Genomic DNA, 17,233 nt, shown 5'->3' on the forward strand with positions numbered 1-17,233 from the left:
AGGGGTGGTGCAGGAGGCCCTGGTGGCATGGTGTTGTTATTGCTGGCGCCTGTAAAACGCCATTCTACATAAAAATGATTATCATTTGCGTTGAATTTCTTGCATGTGCTTAGTTCGCAACACTGCGGGCAGATCGGCTACGTTGGCCACCTCGCTGTGCCGCAATGCATCCACCACCACGCGCATCGCGGGCGACATGCCGCGCCGGTGCGGGTAGTAGAGGTGGTAGCCGCTGAAGGGCTGGCACCAGTCGTCCAGCACCCGCAGCAGCTCGCCTTGCGCGATATGGGGCGCGGCCATGTCTTCGGGCACATAGGTCAGGCCGTAACCGGCCAGTGCGGCGCGCAGCATGGCTCGGCTGCCGTTGAACACCCATTGGCCTTGCACGCGCACCTGCACGGCAGCGCCGTCTTTTTCCAGCTCCCAGGCCATCAGCCCACCATGGGTGGGCAGGCGCATCGTGATGCACTGGTGGGCGGCCAGGTCCTGCGGCGTCTGGGGCGCGGGCATGCGCTGCAGGTAGTCGGGCGTTGCGACAATCGCCATGCGCCAGTCGGGCCCGATGCGCACCGCAATCATGTCCTTGGCGACCTGGTCACCCAGGCGTATGCCCATGTCAAAACGCTGCGCGACGATATCGCCCAGTCCATAGTCGACATTGATCTCGATGGACACATCCGGGTAGCGCTGCATCACCGGCGCGAGCTTGGGCCAGAGCACGGTGTTGGCCGCATGCTCGGCCGTGGTGATGCGGACATGGCCGCGCGGCGTGTCCCGAAAATCGCTGAGCGCGGCGACGCCCGATTCAATCTCGTCAAAGCCCGGGCCGATGCGGGCCAGCAGGTAGGCGCCCGCCTCGGTGGGCGAGACGCTGCGCGTGGTGCGGCTGAGCAGGCGCACGCCCATGCGGGCCTCCAGGCCCCGGATGGTGTGGCTGAGCGCCGACTGCGATACGCCCAGTTGCGCAGCGGCCTTGGTGAAGCTGCCTTCCCGCGCGACCGCGACAAAGGCCAACAAGTCATTGATGTTTTCGCGGGGCATGGCGGGGTCCTGCTGGGGGCTGGGTGGCGTTGCTGAACGTCATCGTCATTTTCATAGGGTGGGTGGATCGGACTATATGGAATATGATCAACACGCTGATAACGCGAGTCCAGATGAAGCGCGCAGGGCCAGCCCGCATGGCAGGCCTGAAGCTTCGCTGCTGATCGCACCGAAAAATTCAATGAGAGGATATGACACCATGAAAAAGCCTGCTGCACGCCAACTGCCCGCCCTGGTGCTGGCCACCGTCCTGGGTAGCCTGGCCTTGGCCGCGTCTGCCGCGCCCCTGTCGTTTCTCAACCAGACCATCACCGCCAGCGTGCCGGCCAAGGATGTGCCCGCGCTGCGCAAGGCCGTGGGCGATGTGCTGAACAATGCCGCTGACAAGAGCACCACGCAGTGGACCAGCAGCCATGGCCCGCGCCACCGCCAGGTGCAAATGGCGCTGACCCCGCTGCAAACCAGCCAGACCCAGAAGGCCGATACCTGCCGCCTGCTGAATGTGGAAGCCAGCCGCCCCAACGGCAAGCTTAAGGAGGAGTGGCAGTTCTGGTTCTGCAAGCAGCCCAATGGAACCTGGAAGGCCAGCGCCCAGTAAATGCAGGAGCCGGGTCGCAGCTGCCTGGTGCGGTAGGCGCGGCCCGCTGCCTTGTCTGACAGCGCCCATCACACCATGGGAGGGAGAGACCAATGACGAACAAGAAGAACCTGCTGCCTGCGCGCAAGCTGGGCACGGCATTGTTGGCGGGCGTGCTGGGCCTCAGCACCATCAGCAGCGCCATCGCCTGCACGCGGGTGGTCTATCTGGGCGCGCATGACCAGGTGATCACCGCCCGCTCGATGGACTGGAAAAACGACATCACCAGCAACCTCTGGGTCTTGCCGCGCGGCATGGAGCGAACCGGCCAGGCAGGGCCCAACTCGCTGCGCTGGACCTCTCGCTACGGCAGCCTGGTGACCTCGGGCTACGACGTCTCCACGACTGACGGCGTCAACGAAGCGGGGCTGAGCGCCAACCTGCTGTGGCTGGCCGAGTCGCAGTACCCGGCGTTCGATGACAAGAGCAAACCGGGCCTGACGATTGCCGCCTGGGCCCAGTATGTGCTCGACAACTTTGCGACCGTGGCCGAGGCTGTCCAGGCGCTGGAGCAGCAGCCCTTCACCATCGTCTCGGACAATGTGCCCGGCGAAGACCGGCTCACCACCTTGCACCTGTCGATGTCGGACGCCAGTGGTGACAGCGCCATTGTCGAGTACATCGGCGGCCGCCAGGTCATCCACCACAGCCGCAGCTACCAGGTGATGACCAACTCGCCCACCTTTGACGAGCAGCTGGCGCTCAACAGCTACTGGAAGCAGATTGGCGGCACCGTCATGCTGCCGGGCACCAACCGGGCGGCCGACCGCTTTGCCCGTGCGTCGTTCTATGTGAAAGCCGTGCCGCAGGCCCAGGAGCCCAACAAGGCGCTGGCCAGTGTGTTCAGCGTGATCCGCAATGTCTCCGTGCCCTATGGCATCACGACCCCGGACCAGCCCAATATTTCCTCGACGCGCTGGCGCACGGTGTTCGACCACAAACGCAAGCTCTATTTCTTTGAATCGGCCCTGACGCCCAATACCTTTTGGGTGGACCTGAAGGCGCTGAACTTCAGCCGCGACACCGGCAAGGTGATGAAGCTCGATCTGGGCCCGAACCAGAACCATGCGTTTGCTGGCGATGCCACGGCATTGTTCCAGCCTTCGGAGCCGTTCAAGTTCTTGGGACTGCAGTAAGGCGTTGCTTGACGAGGTCCGCCATCTGGCGGGCCGCGCAGGCTGTTCAGCTCACACCGCCCAACGATGGGGCTCGCCGATAAAGCGCTTTAACTGCTCGGTGAACACGCGCAGTTTGGCACTGGGCTCCACTGGCGCGCGCAGCAGATGGATGTCGGAATGCAAGCAGGTGCTGTCGCTGGGGCCGGCAGTCAATTTCAGCAGATGCCCCGTGGCAATGTCGTTGCCTACTACCCAATCGGGTAACAGCGCAATGCCCACGCCCGCCAGCGCAGCCAAGCGCATGGCTTCAAAATCATCACAACGAAAAACGGCCTGGTCTGGCAAAACGCCATGTCCGAGAAAGTCAGACCAGCCCAGCAAATCTGCGCCATGCAGTTTATCGATGAGCTGGTAGCTTGGTAAATCGTCCAGAGATTTTGGAGCGCCCACTGCGGAGATGTACAAAGGGCTGGCACACAGCGTACGGATTTGCGTGGCGATCTTGGTGGCGACCAGAGAACTGTCCGGAAGTTTGCCTATCCTTATCACCGCATCCAGGCGCTCAGCCACAGGATCTGCAAGCCGCTCTGTCAAATCCAGCTCCACGCGCAATTGAGGGTGGGTCTTGGCCAGCAAGGCCACCACAGGAATCACGTACCGCTTGCCGAAGGTGGGAAAGCAGGCCACGCGCAAAACACCATGGGCTCCACCACTCAGGGCCGCAATTTCCTGTTGCGCATCTGCCAACTCGTCCAGCACGCGCTTGGCTCTGACAAGCAGCGCAGCACCAGCCTCGGTCAAGGTGATGAGCCGGGTAGAGCGCCTGAAAACAGGCGTTCCAAGACGCGCTTCTAGCGTGTCAATGCTGCGCGTGATCGACGAGGGGGCGACCCCCATGCGCCGAGCTGCTGCGGAGAAGCTGCCTTCACGGGTAACGTGGACAAACACTTCCAAAAACTCGGCGATGCGCTCAGCGCCCATATTTGCATTTCCCGCAAAACCGTTAACGAATTCTGGCCAGTTATCAAGCGGGGTCTGGCCCCGTACCATCGAATCCATTGTAGTTGAGCTGATTTCGCTCGAAGAAGGAGTCGCAAGTTGATGAAAGCCGTTGTTCAGAATGTCTTTGGTGGTCCTGAGACGCTCAAGATCGAGGAATTGCCGATTCCAGAGGTACGGCCCCATGACCTGTTGGTGCGAGTCGGTGCTGCTGGCGTCAACCGGGCCGATGCCTTGCAGCGCATGGGCCGCTATGGCCGGGCCAACTTTGGCGACTCCGAGCTGATGGGGCTGGAGGTCGCAGGCGAGGTGGTTGACCTTGGTGCATCCGTTTCGGGTTATCAAATAGGTGATCGGGTGATGGGGATCGTTGGTGGAGGGGCCTACGCCGAATTCGCCCGCATGGACCACAGGATGGCTATGCCAATTCCGCGCGGAATGGACGATGTGCGAGCAGCAGCGATTCCCGAGGTCTTTGTCACTGCCCATGAAGCGCTATTTCACTTGGGCCGTCTCGAAGCGGATCAGTCCGTCCTGGTGCATGCCGCCGCTGGAGGGGTTGGCTCTGCTGCCGTGCAACTCGCCCACCGCGCTGGTGCTCGCATCTTTGCCAGCACTTCCGCTGAGAAGCTGCAGCGCGTGTTGGCCTGGGGTGCAGATCGGGTCATCGACTACCGCGCCGAGAGCTTCCAGCAAGTGATCGACGCCGATACCGATGGCCAAGGCGTCAACCTGGTTGTGGACTTTATTGGTGCGCCGTATCTGGCCGCCAACATCCATTCGCTGGCCGAAGGCGGGCGAATGATCCAGGTGGGCATTCTCGGGGGCGGCAGCGGAGGGGAGTTGCCATTGGACCGTGTTCTCTACCGGCGTCTCTCCATCATGGGGACGGTGATGAAAAGCCGCTCGCTGGAGGAGAAGTGCGCCATGGTGGAACGCTTTTCAGAACGGTGGCTAGCGCTGTTCGACGACGGAAGGCTGCATCCCGTTGTTGACAGTGTCTATGCACTTGAAGATACAGAAGCGGCCCATCGCCGATTGGAATCCGGTCAGGCAGTCGGAAAAATAATCCTGTCAACGGCAGCGCTGGGAAATGACCGGCTGGCTCAAGAGTAGAAGAGGGGAGCCATCATGCCAAAAACCATTCTGCAAAAGGTTGACGCATGCATGCATCGTTACCAGCTGCTTGCAATGACCTGGTGCTGTGCATTTGCAGTATCTGCCATCTACTACCACCAGCCGCTGCTGCCACAAATGGCGGGTACTTTTGGCGTTTCACTCGGCAACGGAAGCTGGATAGCCACCATCACGCAACTCGGTTATGCGCTGGGCCTGCTGCTCTTTGTCCCTCTGGCGGATCGGATCGAGCCGCGCACCTTGGCCGCAAGAACCATCAGCGTCAATGCGCTTGCACTGCTGGCCTGCGCTTTTGCCCCCAGCTTTACCTGGTTGCTGATCGGCTGCGCCGTGGTCGGCATGACCGCGATCACCGCGCAAATCATCATACCGACGATGGTGAGCGCGTCTGCGCCGGCAGCGCAGGGAAAGGTGATTGGTTCGCTGTTGGGTGGACTCTCAGCAGGGCTGTTGTTGGCCAGAATGCTGAGCGGCTATGGAGGCGCAGAGTTTGGCTGGCATGCCATTTTTGCAGTCGCTGCGGCGCTCAATGGTGTCATGCTTTTCATGGTGTGGCGCACGCTGCCGGTGTTACATCCCCAAGCATCGGTGTCTTACGCAGGACTGTTGAAATCCATGGTCACCATGCTGCGAGAAGAACCCCTTATCCGTCTGGCATCTGCCTCGGGTTTTTTGATGTTTGCCGCATTCAGTGCCCTCTGGGCCTCATTGGCCAGCATGCTTTCTCAGCCGCCTTACCATTTCAATCCTGCAGCCATTGGTGCGTTTGGATTTGTCGGCTTGGTGGGTTTGTTTGCTTCCAAGAAAATTGGCATGCTGGTGGACAGGTTCGGCGCCGAAAGAACCATTATTTATGGCTGCAGCCTTATCGCATTGGCCTATGTCTTTGTGGCCCTCTGCGGCTTGAGTCTGGTCTGGTTGGTGGTTGGCATGGCGTTGATGGATGTGGGAAATCGAGCCGGATTGGTGGCCAATCAATCCAGAATCTTTGCGACACATCCCGAGGCCAGGAACAGGACCAATACGATTTTCATGGTGTCCTATTTTCTAGGTGGTGCCGCCGGCGCTGCACTGGGTGGCTACAGCGCCCATGTAGATGGATGGCATGGCCTGGCATTCGTCGGTATAGCGCTTACCGCCATTGCTGGGGTGATGAACTGGGTCGCTCAAGCCTCGTATGGTCTCAAGGTCTTGAAGGGTTGAGCTTGCGTAGTGCCTATCCCGCCCGGTATTGGCGGCTTGACACGCTGATCGCGTTGCCGTCCGGATCCTTGGTATTGGCAAAGGCGTAGCCATTGGCCTGGTGCACCGGGCCAAAATCCAGCCCCTTTGCGGCGGCCTTGGCCACAAACTGGTCGACATCGGCCACGCTGAACGAGAGCTTGAGCACCGCAGAGCCAAATTTCAGGCTCTTGGCGGCCTGGTGAACCAGGATCTCCGCGCCGCCATGCAGGGGTTGGAGCGCGATCAGGCCATCGACCACAACGCAGTCGGAGGTGTAACCAAAGTGCCTCACATAGAACTGCGCCGTGCGCTGCATGTCTTTGGCGTAGATGAGCAGGGTGGTGAGCGCGATGGTCATGGCGGGCCATTATGGCAGCGCTGACCGCGCCTGCGACGGCGCGCGCACGGAGGCTGGCGACCCCACTGGCCGTTGGCCAGCACCCCCACGCTCGTTATTTCACAAAACTGTTGCCGAAACGCCACTTATTAATATTGAGTATGATACTGATTCGTATTTGAATAAGTATCATGGGGCCGTTTTGGCCAGCAGCTGTGCCCGCGTTTACCGGGGCGGCGCTGCCAGGCATTCGCGGATTTCAGGCGGTGTACAGCCCACGCCATCCACGCAGGAATCCATCTGACGGTGGCAGCGCTCAGTGTGCTGTGCGCTTTGGCAGCCTGCACTCCAAGCTTCGCACGCGCTTTGCAGCGCTGTCTCGTCCCGTCGTCGCTTTTTTATCGGACGAGAGCACTCTTTCATGTCTTCTTTCACTTTCAAGCCGCGCCGCACCGTGCTGGCGCATGCGGCGGTCTGCCTGGGCCTGGCCTTGCACATGCAGGCGACGATGGCGCAAACCGCCAGCTTCGATATTCCGGCGCAGCCGCTCGCTAGCGCGCTGGCCCAATTTGCCCGCCAGGCGAACCTGGGCTTTACCGCCGCACCAGCCGCAGCGCAGGGCCGCCAAGCGCCCGCCCTGCATGGTGCGCAGGATGTGTCGCAGGCTTTGCAGGCCTTGCTGCAGGGATCGGGCCTGCAGGGCCGGGTGGAAGGGGGCGTGTTAATGGTGCAGGCAGCCGCGCCTGCGCCCGCTGCCGCAGCATCGGCTGCCTCTCCATCTGCAGCGGGAGGCGAAGTCACGCTGTCGGAGGTGACGGTGCGCAGCAACCAGCTCGGTGAGATCACCGAGGGCTCGGGCTCTTACACGCCTGGCGCTGTGGCGACGGCGACCCGCCTGGTGCTGACGCCGCGTGAGACGCCGCAGTCCGTCAGCGTGGTGACGCGCCAGGTGATGGATGACTTCCAGCTCCACTCGATTGACGATGTCATCAACCACACGCCGGGCGTGAGCATCGTGACCTACGACAGCGAGCGCACCGAGTACTACGCGCGCGGCTTTGCGATCCAGAACTTCCAGTACGACGGCATTCCGATGGCGCGCAACTCGGCCTATTCCGCGGGCAATACCCTGACCGATATGGCGATCTACGACCGGGTGGAAGTGCTCAAGGGTGCCACCGGGCTGCTGACTGGCAGTGGCGATCCAGGCGCCACCATCAACCTGGTGCGCAAGAAGCCGACCAAGGAGTTCAGTGGCCATGCCAGCATCAGCGCCGGCAGCTACCAGAACTACCGGGGGGAGCTGGACGTCAGCGGCGCGCTCAACGACAGCGGCAGCATCCGCGCGCGCGGCGTTGCCACCTACCAGGACAAGCACTCGCAGCTCGATCGCTACGAGCGCAAGACGGGCGTGCTCTACGGCATCGTCGAGGTGGACCTGACGTCCCAAACCCTGCTGACGGTGGGCGCCGACCGCCAGGACAACAAGCCCACGGCATCGACCTGGGGCGGTATTCCCTTGCTCGATGCGAGCGGCCATTTCAACGCCATGCCGCGCTCGTTCAACAACGGCGCCGACTGGAGCCACTGGGACCAGTACACCCGCACCGCCTTTGCTACCTTGGAGCATTACTTTGACAGTGGCTGGGTCACCAAGCTGCAGCTCAACCACCAGATCAACGGTTACGACGCCAACCTGGGCGCCGCAGCCGGTGGCAACCCCGATCCAGTGACCGGTGCCGGCGTGCGCATGTGGAAGGGCCAGTACATAGGCCGCACCACCAGCGATGCGGCCGACCTGTATGCCAGCGGCCCGTTCTCGCTGCTGGGGCGCAGCCATGAGCTGGTGGTGGGCGGCAGCCTGGCCAAGCGCCTTTGGAAAAACGAAGGCTACTACAACGACAACAGCGGCTTTGATGGCGTGGTGAACAACTACTACCAGTGGAATGGCAAGGTGCCTGCCCCGGTGTGGAACAGCGCGCCTGACTACAGCGATGACGAGAGCACCTATGAGAACGGCCTCTACACGACCGCCCGCTGGAACCTGCGCGATGACTTGAAGCTCATCACCGGCGGGCGCCTGTCCAACTACAGAAACCGGGTGCAGGAGCAAAAGGAAAAGAATGTCTTTACGCCCTACCTGGGCGCCGTGTATGACCTGAACCAGAACTACTCGGTCTATGCCAGCTACAGCGGCATCTTCAAGCCGCAGTCCTACCAGACCGAGCAGGGCCGCACCTTGGATCCGCTCGAGGGCAAGAACTATGAGCTCGGCGCCAAGGCCTCGTTCTTTGGCGGCCGGCTCAATGCCAGCGCTGCTGTCTTCCAGACCTTGCAGGACAACTATGCCGTGGAGAGTGGCGGCATCACCCCCAGCGGCAACCCCGCATACCGGGCAATCCAAGGCGTCAAGACCCGGGGCTGGGAAGCGGAGGTGTCCGGCCAGATCACGCCCGCCTGGCAGATCCAGGCCGGTTACTCGCACAGCATTGCGCGCAAGGACGGTGAGCGTGTCTCCACCCTCACGCCGTCCAACCAGTTCAACCTCTACACCAGCTACAAGCTCGCTGGCAGCCTGAGCGGTTTGACCCTGGGTGGTGGTGCGCGCTGGCAGGACAAGACCTGGGGCAGCATCAACGTGCCGACCGGTGGCAATGCCGTGCACACCGTGCAGAACTACTGGGTCTGGGATGCCATGGCCCGCTACGACTTCAACAAGCAGCTGTCCGCCTCGCTTAACATCAAGAACCTGTTCGACAAGAAGTACTACACCATCTTCAGCTGGTACAGCACCTACACCTGGGGCGAGCCGCGCACGGTCAACGTGAGCCTGAACTACAAGTTCTAAGCGCCGCTGTAGTCAACGCATGCACCACCGGTCTGCAAAGGCTGGTGGTGCATTTTTCTGGGGGCAAGGCGGCCCTTGCTCAATGCTGGCGACGCGCAGAGGTCTGCCGATACATCAATGGCAGCCACGGGATACATATAGACCAGTGAATTGGAAACAAATAAATACATTTACACTGGGCGGTGTATGAGGTCTGCGCCACAGACCGCGACAAACCGGATGAAACGGTCATTGATTCACGTTATTTGACCTTCATCATGTGTTTCCCCAAGCTTTGCTAAATAGACTTCGTCTTTTGCTTTATCAGCACGATCAAATGTATTGATGGTGCCTAACATGATTGCCAAGGAAGTGTTATGACTCGTCAGCGGAACGCCCGGAACATCGTTGTTTCCTCGGCCATGTTGCTGGCCACCTCCAGCCTCTTTGCCCAGGGGCTGATCACGGTGTACCAGAACGATTTTGAAACGCCCAACGCAGCGCAGTACGCGGCAGAGATTTGCAAAGATGGCGGTGGCACCCCGGCGGGGAGTAACAACTACGGGACTTTCTCTCAAAATTACAGCGATCCGGCCAACGGCTTTTCGTTCGTTCAAGTCAAAACGGCCGATCGCCTGTGTACCAAGGCGGTCAACAATCCTACCGCCAATGCCAGCCACTCGCCGGCTTGGCAAGGCACCGGCTATGCCGATGATTCGCGCCCTTTGAACCGATTCACGGGTGGTATTGTTCGTCAGTCCGGTGACTATCGGCACCGAGAGGCGGTGGGCCTGGTTTTTCCGACACAAGGCCAGCAGTTCATGGATCTGTCGATGGATTGGTCTGGGCTTGCCGTGCAGCTCGATGGCGCCAACCCCGCCAACCCTGGCGACTTCTACAACAAGCTGTGGATCAACAGACCGAACAAAGACTACAGCGTCAAATTCCGTTTCTACCGGCTTGAAGCTGGTGACAGCTTTGTCTTGGTGGATAACGCGGCTGCGGAGTCTTCGGTGAATATCAATGCGGTGCCTGCCAGCCCTGTGCGCACAGAGGTGTTTTCTTTCTCCAGCGCTTCGCCGGATGGCCTGTCGTTTGACTGGCATGCGATGCACTATGCCTTGGATATGGCGAACATGGGCTTTAACAGTTCAACCCAGCGCCTGGGCGTGGTCTGGGAGCTGGAGACTGACCAGTCTTATGCGGCCTTTGACAATATTCTGGTAACTGCCTCACAGGTTCCAGCCGCCGAGGTGGTCAAGGGCGTTGATGATGAGCACAGCTTGCCCAATATCTCGGATGCCTTTGCGATTCCCGATGTCACCGCCAACGACTATGTGGAAGGCGGCGGCAGCGCCATCAACAAGGCATCGGTTCAGTTGTTGAGCGCGCCGCAGTATGGCGCGCTGAGCATCCCCGATCCCAGCCACCCCGAGCTGATTCTCTACACACCCGACGGCGTGTACTTTGGCGATGTGACTTTCCAGTACAGGGTCTGTGATACGTCGACCCCTACGCCTGCCTGTACGACCGATCCTGTCACCGTGACCTTGCACATTCCTGCCAAGGTCACGCCACCCGAGCCGGCTGCGCCAACGCCTGTACCCGGGCTGGCTGGTTGGGGCATCGGCTTGCTGTCGATGCTGACGCTGGGCCTGGCCGGGTTCTTCAGCAGAAAGCGCCACACTGCCTAGTGGCCAAGCCCTCTTCGGAGGGTTTTTTTCATGCTGACTAACGCACTGATCCCAGTTGAGGCCGCAATGTGAAGTTAAGCCTGGCCTAGCCTGTGCGCCGTTGCCCCAGGTGCTTGCTGAGAAAGTCGATAAAGGCGCGGGTCTTGTGCGGCAGGTGGGGGCTGTTGGGAAAAACAGCGCTGATCGACTGGCGTGGCAGGCTGTAGCCGGGCAGCAGCTGCTGCAATGCGCCGCTGTGCAGGTCCTGCTCGACCAGCCAGGCCGGCAGCACCGCGATGCCCAGCGATGACAGCGCCATCAGGCGGATAGCGGCGGAGGTGTTGGCATGGTGGGCGGCGCTGCCTTTGACCTCGGTCTCCTTGTCCTGGGGGCCGCGCAGGATCCAGTGCGTGGGGCTGTGAAGATTGCTGTTGGCAATCCAGGGGAGCGGGGCCAGATCAGCGGGCTGCCGCACCGGATGCCTTTTGAGCAACGCAGGCGAGGCGACGAGCACGATGTCGTAATCGTCCAGTTTGCGGCTCTTGAAATCCGAATCGGCCAGGCTGCCCAGGCGCACCACCAGGTCGAGCTTTTCTGCAATCAGGTCGCTCAGCGAGGAGTTGGTGTCGTAGCGGATGGAGATGGCCGGGTACTGCTGCACGAACCTGGCCACCAGCGGCAGGATGTAGCGCTCGCCATATTCGCCCGTGGTGCTCAGGCGCAAGGTGCCTGAGATGCGCTTGCGGCCCTGCATGGCCATGTCAAACTTGCTCTCCAGCTGGCCGACCAGCTCCTTGAACTCATCGTAGAAGTTCTGGCCCGCTTCGGTCAGCGCAATGCTGCGTGTGCTGCGCAGCAGCAGCGTGACGGCCAGGGCCTCTTCCAGGGCTTTGACATGCAGGCTGGCCATGGCCTTGCTGATGGACAGGTAATCGGCCGCCTTGGTGTACGAGCCCAGCTCGACAACGGCCAGAAAGGTCTGCACGCGGTGCAGCTGGGTGGAGAGAGCGATGCGGTTCATTGTTCAATCTGGCCAAACAAAGTTTCAAGCATAGCGGTATCGACGGGCCGCGCAGCCCTGCCTACCATCCTGGGCCAAAGGAATCCAAGATGACGTACCGCTACCGCATTGCCACCGTGTTCTTGCTGGGATTTTTTATTGACTGCATCAACATCTTCATGCCCGCCGTGGCCTTGCCACGCATGGCCGCCGCGTTCCAGATCGGCAGCGCGGCCAGCGCCTGGGTCGCGAATGCCTACATCCTCGGGCTGACCCTTGTCATTCCGCTCAGTCCCTGGCTGGCCAGCCGCTGGGGCGCTCGGCGCATGCTGGCAGCATCGATGCTGGTGGTTGCGGGGGCTGTTTGGGCATGCGGCGAGGCCAGCAGTTTTGGCCAGATGGTGGGCTGGCGCTTTGTGCAAGGCATGGCTGGGGGCTTGCTGATCCCTGTGGGCCAGGCGATGACCTTCAACCGTTTCCAAGGCGACGAGCGGGCCCGCATCTCGACCCTGGTCATGGCAGTGGCCCTGCTGGCGCCCGCGCTGTCTCCCAGCCTGGGCGGCTGGATCGTGGATCAGGCCTCCTGGCGCTGGGTGTTCCACGCCAATATTCCGCTGGCCCTGGCGGCCGCTGCGTTGTCATGGCTGTGGCTGCGCGAGGAGCCCAGGCCAGCGCAGACGCGGCCCGACCTGCTCGGCCTGCTGCTGATCAGCGCCGCGCTGGCCAGTGCCTTGCTCGGCATGTCGCTCTACGGTGCGGGCCAAGCGGGCGTGGTGGCATTGGCTTGTTTGGGGGCTGCGCTGCTGTTGGCCCGCCTTTATGCCAGCCATTCCCGCAAGGTGGCCGATGCCATTGTGGATGTGCGTTTGCTCCAAAGCCCGCGGCTCGCGCTGTCGATCTGGGTGTACTACGCCATCCCCGGCATTTTTACCGGCGTGAACCTGCTCAATATCTTTTATCTGCAAGACCTGCTCCATATGGGAGCGGCGCAGACGGGGCGCTTCATGGTGGTGTATGCCGCAGGGGCGCTGGTGGCCATGGTGCTGTGCGGGCGCCTGTACAACCGGGTGGGGGCTGGGCGGCTGTTTGTGCTTTCGATGCTGCTGCACAGCCTGGGCATTGCGGCGCTGGCGGCGGTGGATTCCACACAGGATCTGCCGATCCTCATCCTGGCCTATGCGCTGATGGGCACAGGCGGCGGGATGGGCGCCAACACCGCGCAGACCACGGCGCTGATGGATTTTGACGGCGCCCAAACCCACAAGGCCAGTGTGCTGTGGAACATCAACCGCCAAATGGCCTTCAGCGTGGGCGCGGCGCTGCTGCTGATGCTTTTCAATCTGCTTGCCCAGCGCTGGTCTGCGCCCCAGGCCTATCACCTCACATTTGCGATCGCCGCCTTGCTGGGATTGCTTCCCCTTCTTCCACTACGCAGCTTGCCTGCAGAAAAAACCCACCATGAATAATCCCTACACCCAGGCTGCCGAGCGCAGTGTCTACGACGTGCACGAACTGATCCAAACCATTTTTGCCGGCGCGCCGGGCATGGCGCGGGCCGCCATTGACCAGCTGATGCCCGTATTTGCGGAAGGCTTCAGCATGGTCACCACTGCTGGTGCCGTGGTGCAGCTGCCGCAGGTGGCTGCCATGCTCCAGCAGGCCGCTGCCGGTCGGCCCGGGCTGCGCATTGAGATCAGTGAGGTGAGCAGCGTCTGGCAAGCCGCTAGCAGCGTGGCGCTGCGCTACCAGGAGACCCACCATCTGAACGGCACAGCCATGGTGCGCTGGGCCACGGCGATTGTTGATTGCGCCGATGGGGCCGTGCGCTGGCAGTACCTGCATGAGACGGCCTTGGGCCGCTGATGCCAAGCGGGCAGCAGCGGAGTTCTGCGATGACGAGCGCCCGTGTTCACTTCATCCGCTGCAGCCGCATCGGCACCTGATATCGCTCGGCATGGATTGACGTGGTGCTACCAATCCGTGAATCGCCCAGGCTTTGCTAGACACTCTTGTGCTGTTGGTTGGACTGCCCCTGGTTAGGTTGACGAAATCAGCCTATCTTTGGACTGCCCTTGGTCAGGGCCAGTCCCCCTCACCGAAAATCCCGGCTCCGAATCCGCAGGCTGTCATACCAGTCCGAGACATCCCGCAACTGGTGCGCGATCAGGTTGCCGACCTCGCCGCTGCGCTGCCAGCGGCCTTGCACGGCCAGGAACTGGGCGTGCAGCAGGGCATCGCGCTGGGCGCTGCGCAGATGGGGCCAGCAGATGACTTGCAGGTTGCCGGTTTCGTCCTCCAGGGTGATAAAGACGACGCCCTTGGCAGTGGGTGGTTGCTGGCGCAGGGTGACGATGCCGCAGGCGCGCACCCAGCTGCCGTCGCGCGCTTCGCGCAGCTCGGCCTGGGTTTGGAAGCGGTGGCGCTGCAGGCGTTCGCGCAGCAAGGCCATGGGGTGGCGGCGCAGGCTCAGGCCCAGCGCGGCATAGTCCCAGTGGATGTCTTCCTGCTCACTGGCGGCGGGCAGTTGCAGCTCTTCCTCGTCGATGGGGGCTGCGCGCAGCAGGCGGCTGTGGTGCAGCGGTGCGGAGGCGTGCCAGAGCTGGTTGCGGCGGTGGCCTTCAAGGCTGGCCAGGGCATCGGCGGCGGCCAGGTACTTCATCGCCGGGGCGTCCAGCTGGGCGCGGCGGGCCAGGTCCTGGGCGCTGTCGAAGGGGGCGGCGCTGCGGGCCTGCAGCAGGCGCTCGACTTGTGTCTGCTGCAGCTGCTTGACCAGGCGCAGGCCCAGGCGCACGGCGGGGTGGGGGCCGCTGGCCGCTTCGGTGCTGCAGTCCATGGCGCTGTGCATCACATCGACGGGCAGTACCTGCACGCCATGGCGCTGGGCGTCCTGGATCAGCTGGCTGTTGCTGTAAAAGCCCAGCGGCTGGCTGTTGATCATGGCCACCAGAAACTCGGCCGGGTAGTGGCATTTGATCCAGGCGCTGAAGTACACCAGGATCGCAAAGCTGGCGGCATGGCTCTCCGGAAAACCGTATTCCGAAAAGCCCTGGATCTGCTGAAAGATCGATTCGGCAAAGGCCTGCGAGTAGCCATTGCCGGTCATGCCGTTGATGATCTTGTCATAGTACTTTTGCAGGTTGCCGGTGCGGCGCCAGGCCGCCATCGAGCGGCGCAGCTGGTCGGCCTCGCCGGCGCTGAAGCCGGCCGCATCGATGGCGATCTGCATCACCTGCTCCTGGAAGATGGGCACGCCCAGGGTGCGCTCCAGCGCCGGGCGCAACAGCTCGCTTTCGTACTGGATTTCTTCCAGCCCCTGGCGGCGGCGCAGATAGGGGTGGACCATGCCGCCCTGGATGGGGCCGGGCCGCACCAGCGCGACCTCGATCACCAGGTCGTAGAACTCCCTGGGCCGCAGGCGCGGCAGCATGCTCATCTGGGCGCGGCTTTCGATCTGGAAGACGCCGATCGTGTCGGCCGCGCAGATCATGTCGTAGGTGGGTTTGTCGTCGTGCGGGATATCACCCAGCGCAAAGCTGCGGCCCTGGCGTGCGCCCACCAGGCGCAGCATTTTTTGCAGCGCGGTGAGCATGCCCAGCGCCAGCACATCGACCTTGAGCAGGCCGACGGCATCGAGGTCGTCCTTGTCCCACTGGATGACGGTGCGGTTCTCCATGCTGGCGCGCTCGATCGGCACGATGCGCGAGAGCGGGCCCCGGGTGAGCACAAAGCCGCCCACATGCTGGGACAGGTGGCGCGGAAAATCGCGCAGGGTCTCGACCAGCTCCTGCAGCTGGCGCACGGCCAGGTCACCCGCCTGCAGGCCGCACTGGGCCAGCGCTTCGGCCCGCAGCAACTCGTCGTCCCAGCGCGAATGGTCACGTGCCAGCAGATCGATGCTGGGCGGCGCAAAGCCCAGCGCCTTGGCCACATCGCGGATCGCGGATTTGCGCCGGTAGCGGATGACGACGGCAGTGAGGCCTGCGCGGTGCAGGCCGTATTTCTTGTACAGGTACTGGATGACCTCTTCGCGCCGGGCATGCTCGAAGTCGACATCGATATCGGGCGGCTCGTTGCGCTCCTTGCTGATAAAGCGCTCGAACAGCACCCGGGTCTTGTCCGGATCGACCTCGGTGATGCCCAGGCAAAAGCAGACCGCCGAGTTGGCGGCCGAGCCCCGGCCCTGGCAGAGGATGTCCTTGCTGCGGGCAAAGCGCACGATGTCGTAGACGGTCAAAAAGTAGTGCTCGTACTGCAGCTCGGAGATAAGGGCCAGCTCTTTTTCCAAGGTGGCCTGCACCTGCGGCGGCGTGCCTTGCGGCCAGCGGCGGGCCGCCCCTTCGTAGCTGAGCTGGCGCAGATAGGCCGCTGGTGTGAGCTGGGGCGGCACCACCTCGTCGGGGTACTGGTAGCGCAGCTCGGTCAGCGAGAACTGGCAACGCGCGGCAATGTCCAGGGTGGCGCCTAGCAGATCGGGCGGGTACATCTGCGCCAGCCGCAGCCGGCTGCGCAGGTGCTGCTCGGCATTGGGCTGCAGCGCGTAGCCGCAGTCGGTCAGCGGGCGGCGCAGGCGGATGGCGGTCAGCACATCCTGCATGGGCTTGCGCGAGCGCACATGCATGTGCACATTGCCAGCGGCCACCAGCGGCACGCCACTGCTGCTGCCCGCCGCGCGCATCTGCGCCAGCCAGGCCTCGTCGCCCAGGCTGCGATCGAGCTGCACGGCCAGCCAGCAGCGGCCGGCAAAGTGCTGCTGCAGCCAGGTGGCCTGGGCCTGGATCTGCACTGGGCTGGCCTGGCGGCTGGGGGCCAGCAGCAGCAGGCAGTCTTGCAGCGCGCGCGGGTGGATGGCTGATTGCGCCAGCGCATAGCTGCCCTTGGGCGATTTGCGCCGCAGCTGGGTGATGAGGGCGCAGAGGTTGCCATAGCCATGCAGGTTGCAGGCCAGTGCCACCAGGGTGAAGGCGGGCGCGGCCGCATCGCTGGGCTGCACCTCAAACTGCGCGCCGACGATCAGCGGCAGCCCGCAGTCACGCGCTGCGACATGGGCACGCACGATGCCGGCGAGCGAGCATTCATCGGTCAGGGCCAGCGCGCGGTAGCCCTGGGCCTGGGCGCGCTCGACCAGCTCATGCGGGTGGCTGGCGCCGCGCAGAAAGCTGAAATTGCTCAGGCACCACAGCTCGGCGTAGTGGGGGATGGAGAGTTTGGGACGCGTGGCCATGGCTCTAGACGGGTGCGGC

Annotated in this window: 13 protein-coding genes; 8 read left to right on the forward strand and 5 right to left on the reverse strand. The window is 62.5% G+C overall.

Going from position 1 to position 17,233, the window contains the following annotated elements; genetic code table 11:
* Nucleotides 1-81: 81 nt before the first annotated feature.
* Entirely contained in the window at nt 82-1,041 is a 960-nt protein-coding gene (locus DCO45_RS11010; RefSeq protein WP_116925881.1) for a LysR family transcriptional regulator, read from the reverse strand.
* Between the two features lie 199 nt (nt 1,042-1,240).
* On the opposite strand from DCO45_RS11010, the gene DCO45_RS11015 reads away from it, so the two are divergent.
* Nucleotides 1,241-1,639: a hypothetical protein gene (locus DCO45_RS11015; RefSeq protein ID WP_116925882.1), complete on the forward strand. Its 399-nt coding sequence runs from the start codon at nt 1,241-1,243 to the stop codon at nt 1,637-1,639.
* A gap of 92 nt (nt 1,640-1,731) precedes the next feature.
* A complete protein-coding gene (locus tag DCO45_RS11020) occupies nt 1,732-2,814 on the forward strand; it encodes a linear amide C-N hydrolase (RefSeq protein WP_116925883.1) in 1,083 nt (360 codons plus the stop codon).
* A gap of 51 nt (nt 2,815-2,865) precedes the next feature.
* Here DCO45_RS11020 and DCO45_RS11025 read toward each other — a convergent pair whose 3' ends face one another.
* The gene (locus DCO45_RS11025) at nt 2,866-3,855 is read right to left on the reverse strand and encodes a LysR family transcriptional regulator (RefSeq protein WP_232539402.1); all 990 of its coding nucleotides are present in this window, start codon (nt 3,853-3,855) and stop codon (nt 2,866-2,868) included.
* 42 nt (nt 3,856-3,897) lie between these two features.
* Between DCO45_RS11025 and DCO45_RS11030 the strand changes: the two genes are divergently transcribed.
* Together DCO45_RS11030 and DCO45_RS11035 are read left to right on the forward strand one after the other, a co-directional pair.
* Nucleotides 3,898-4,911: an NAD(P)H-quinone oxidoreductase gene (locus tag DCO45_RS11030; protein WP_116925885.1), complete on the forward strand. Its 1,014-nt coding sequence runs from the start codon at nt 3,898-3,900 to the stop codon at nt 4,909-4,911.
* A gap of 15 nt (nt 4,912-4,926) precedes the next feature.
* The gene (locus DCO45_RS11035) at nt 4,927-6,135 is read left to right on the forward strand and encodes an MFS transporter (protein WP_198424333.1); all 1,209 of its coding nucleotides are present in this window, start codon (nt 4,927-4,929) and stop codon (nt 6,133-6,135) included.
* 13 nt (nt 6,136-6,148) lie between these two features.
* On the opposite strand, the gene DCO45_RS11040 is transcribed toward DCO45_RS11035, so the two are convergent.
* The gene (locus DCO45_RS11040) at nt 6,149-6,514 is read right to left on the reverse strand and encodes a VOC family protein (protein ID WP_116925886.1); all 366 of its coding nucleotides are present in this window, start codon (nt 6,512-6,514) and stop codon (nt 6,149-6,151) included.
* Between the two features lie 400 nt (nt 6,515-6,914).
* Here DCO45_RS11040 and DCO45_RS11045 point away from each other — a divergent pair, with 400 nt between their 5' ends.
* On the forward strand, nt 6,915-9,341 hold the full coding sequence (locus DCO45_RS11045; RefSeq protein WP_207788070.1) for a TonB-dependent siderophore receptor: 2,427 nt from the start codon (nt 6,915-6,917) through the stop codon (nt 9,339-9,341).
* 356 nt (nt 9,342-9,697) lie between these two features.
* Nucleotides 9,698-11,014: an Ig-like domain-containing protein gene (locus tag DCO45_RS11050; RefSeq protein ID WP_133248135.1), complete on the forward strand. Its 1,317-nt coding sequence runs from the start codon at nt 9,698-9,700 to the stop codon at nt 11,012-11,014.
* 85 nt (nt 11,015-11,099) lie between these two features.
* On the opposite strand, the gene DCO45_RS11055 is transcribed toward DCO45_RS11050, so the two are convergent.
* The gene (locus DCO45_RS11055; RefSeq protein WP_116925888.1) at nt 11,100-12,014 is read right to left on the reverse strand and encodes a LysR family transcriptional regulator; all 915 of its coding nucleotides are present in this window, start codon (nt 12,012-12,014) and stop codon (nt 11,100-11,102) included.
* Between the two features lie 89 nt (nt 12,015-12,103).
* On the opposite strand from DCO45_RS11055, the gene DCO45_RS11060 reads away from it, so the two are divergent.
* Together DCO45_RS11060 and DCO45_RS11065 are read left to right on the forward strand one after the other, a co-directional pair.
* Nucleotides 12,104-13,459, forward strand: a complete 1,356-nt coding sequence (locus tag DCO45_RS11060) for an MFS transporter (RefSeq protein WP_116926001.1) — start codon at nt 12,104-12,106, stop codon at nt 13,457-13,459.
* Entirely contained in the window at nt 13,452-13,856 is a 405-nt protein-coding gene (locus DCO45_RS11065) for a DUF4440 domain-containing protein (RefSeq protein ID WP_116925889.1), read from the forward strand. The genes DCO45_RS11060 and DCO45_RS11065 overlap by 8 nt, the downstream gene beginning before the upstream one ends.
* 229 nt (nt 13,857-14,085) lie before the next feature.
* Here DCO45_RS11065 and DCO45_RS11070 read toward each other — a convergent pair whose 3' ends face one another.
* Nucleotides 14,086-17,214 carry an error-prone DNA polymerase gene (locus DCO45_RS11070; protein ID WP_116925890.1) on the reverse strand — a complete coding sequence of 1,043 codons (3,129 nt, stop codon included), beginning with the start codon at nt 17,212-17,214 and terminating at the stop codon, nt 14,086-14,088.
* Between the last annotated feature and the right edge of the window lie 19 nt (nt 17,215-17,233).

Origin of the sequence: Comamonas sp. JNW (assembly GCF_003105075.1) — a bacterium.
GTDB classification, from domain to species: Bacteria; Pseudomonadota; Gammaproteobacteria; order Burkholderiales; family Burkholderiaceae_C; genus Comamonas; species Comamonas squillarum.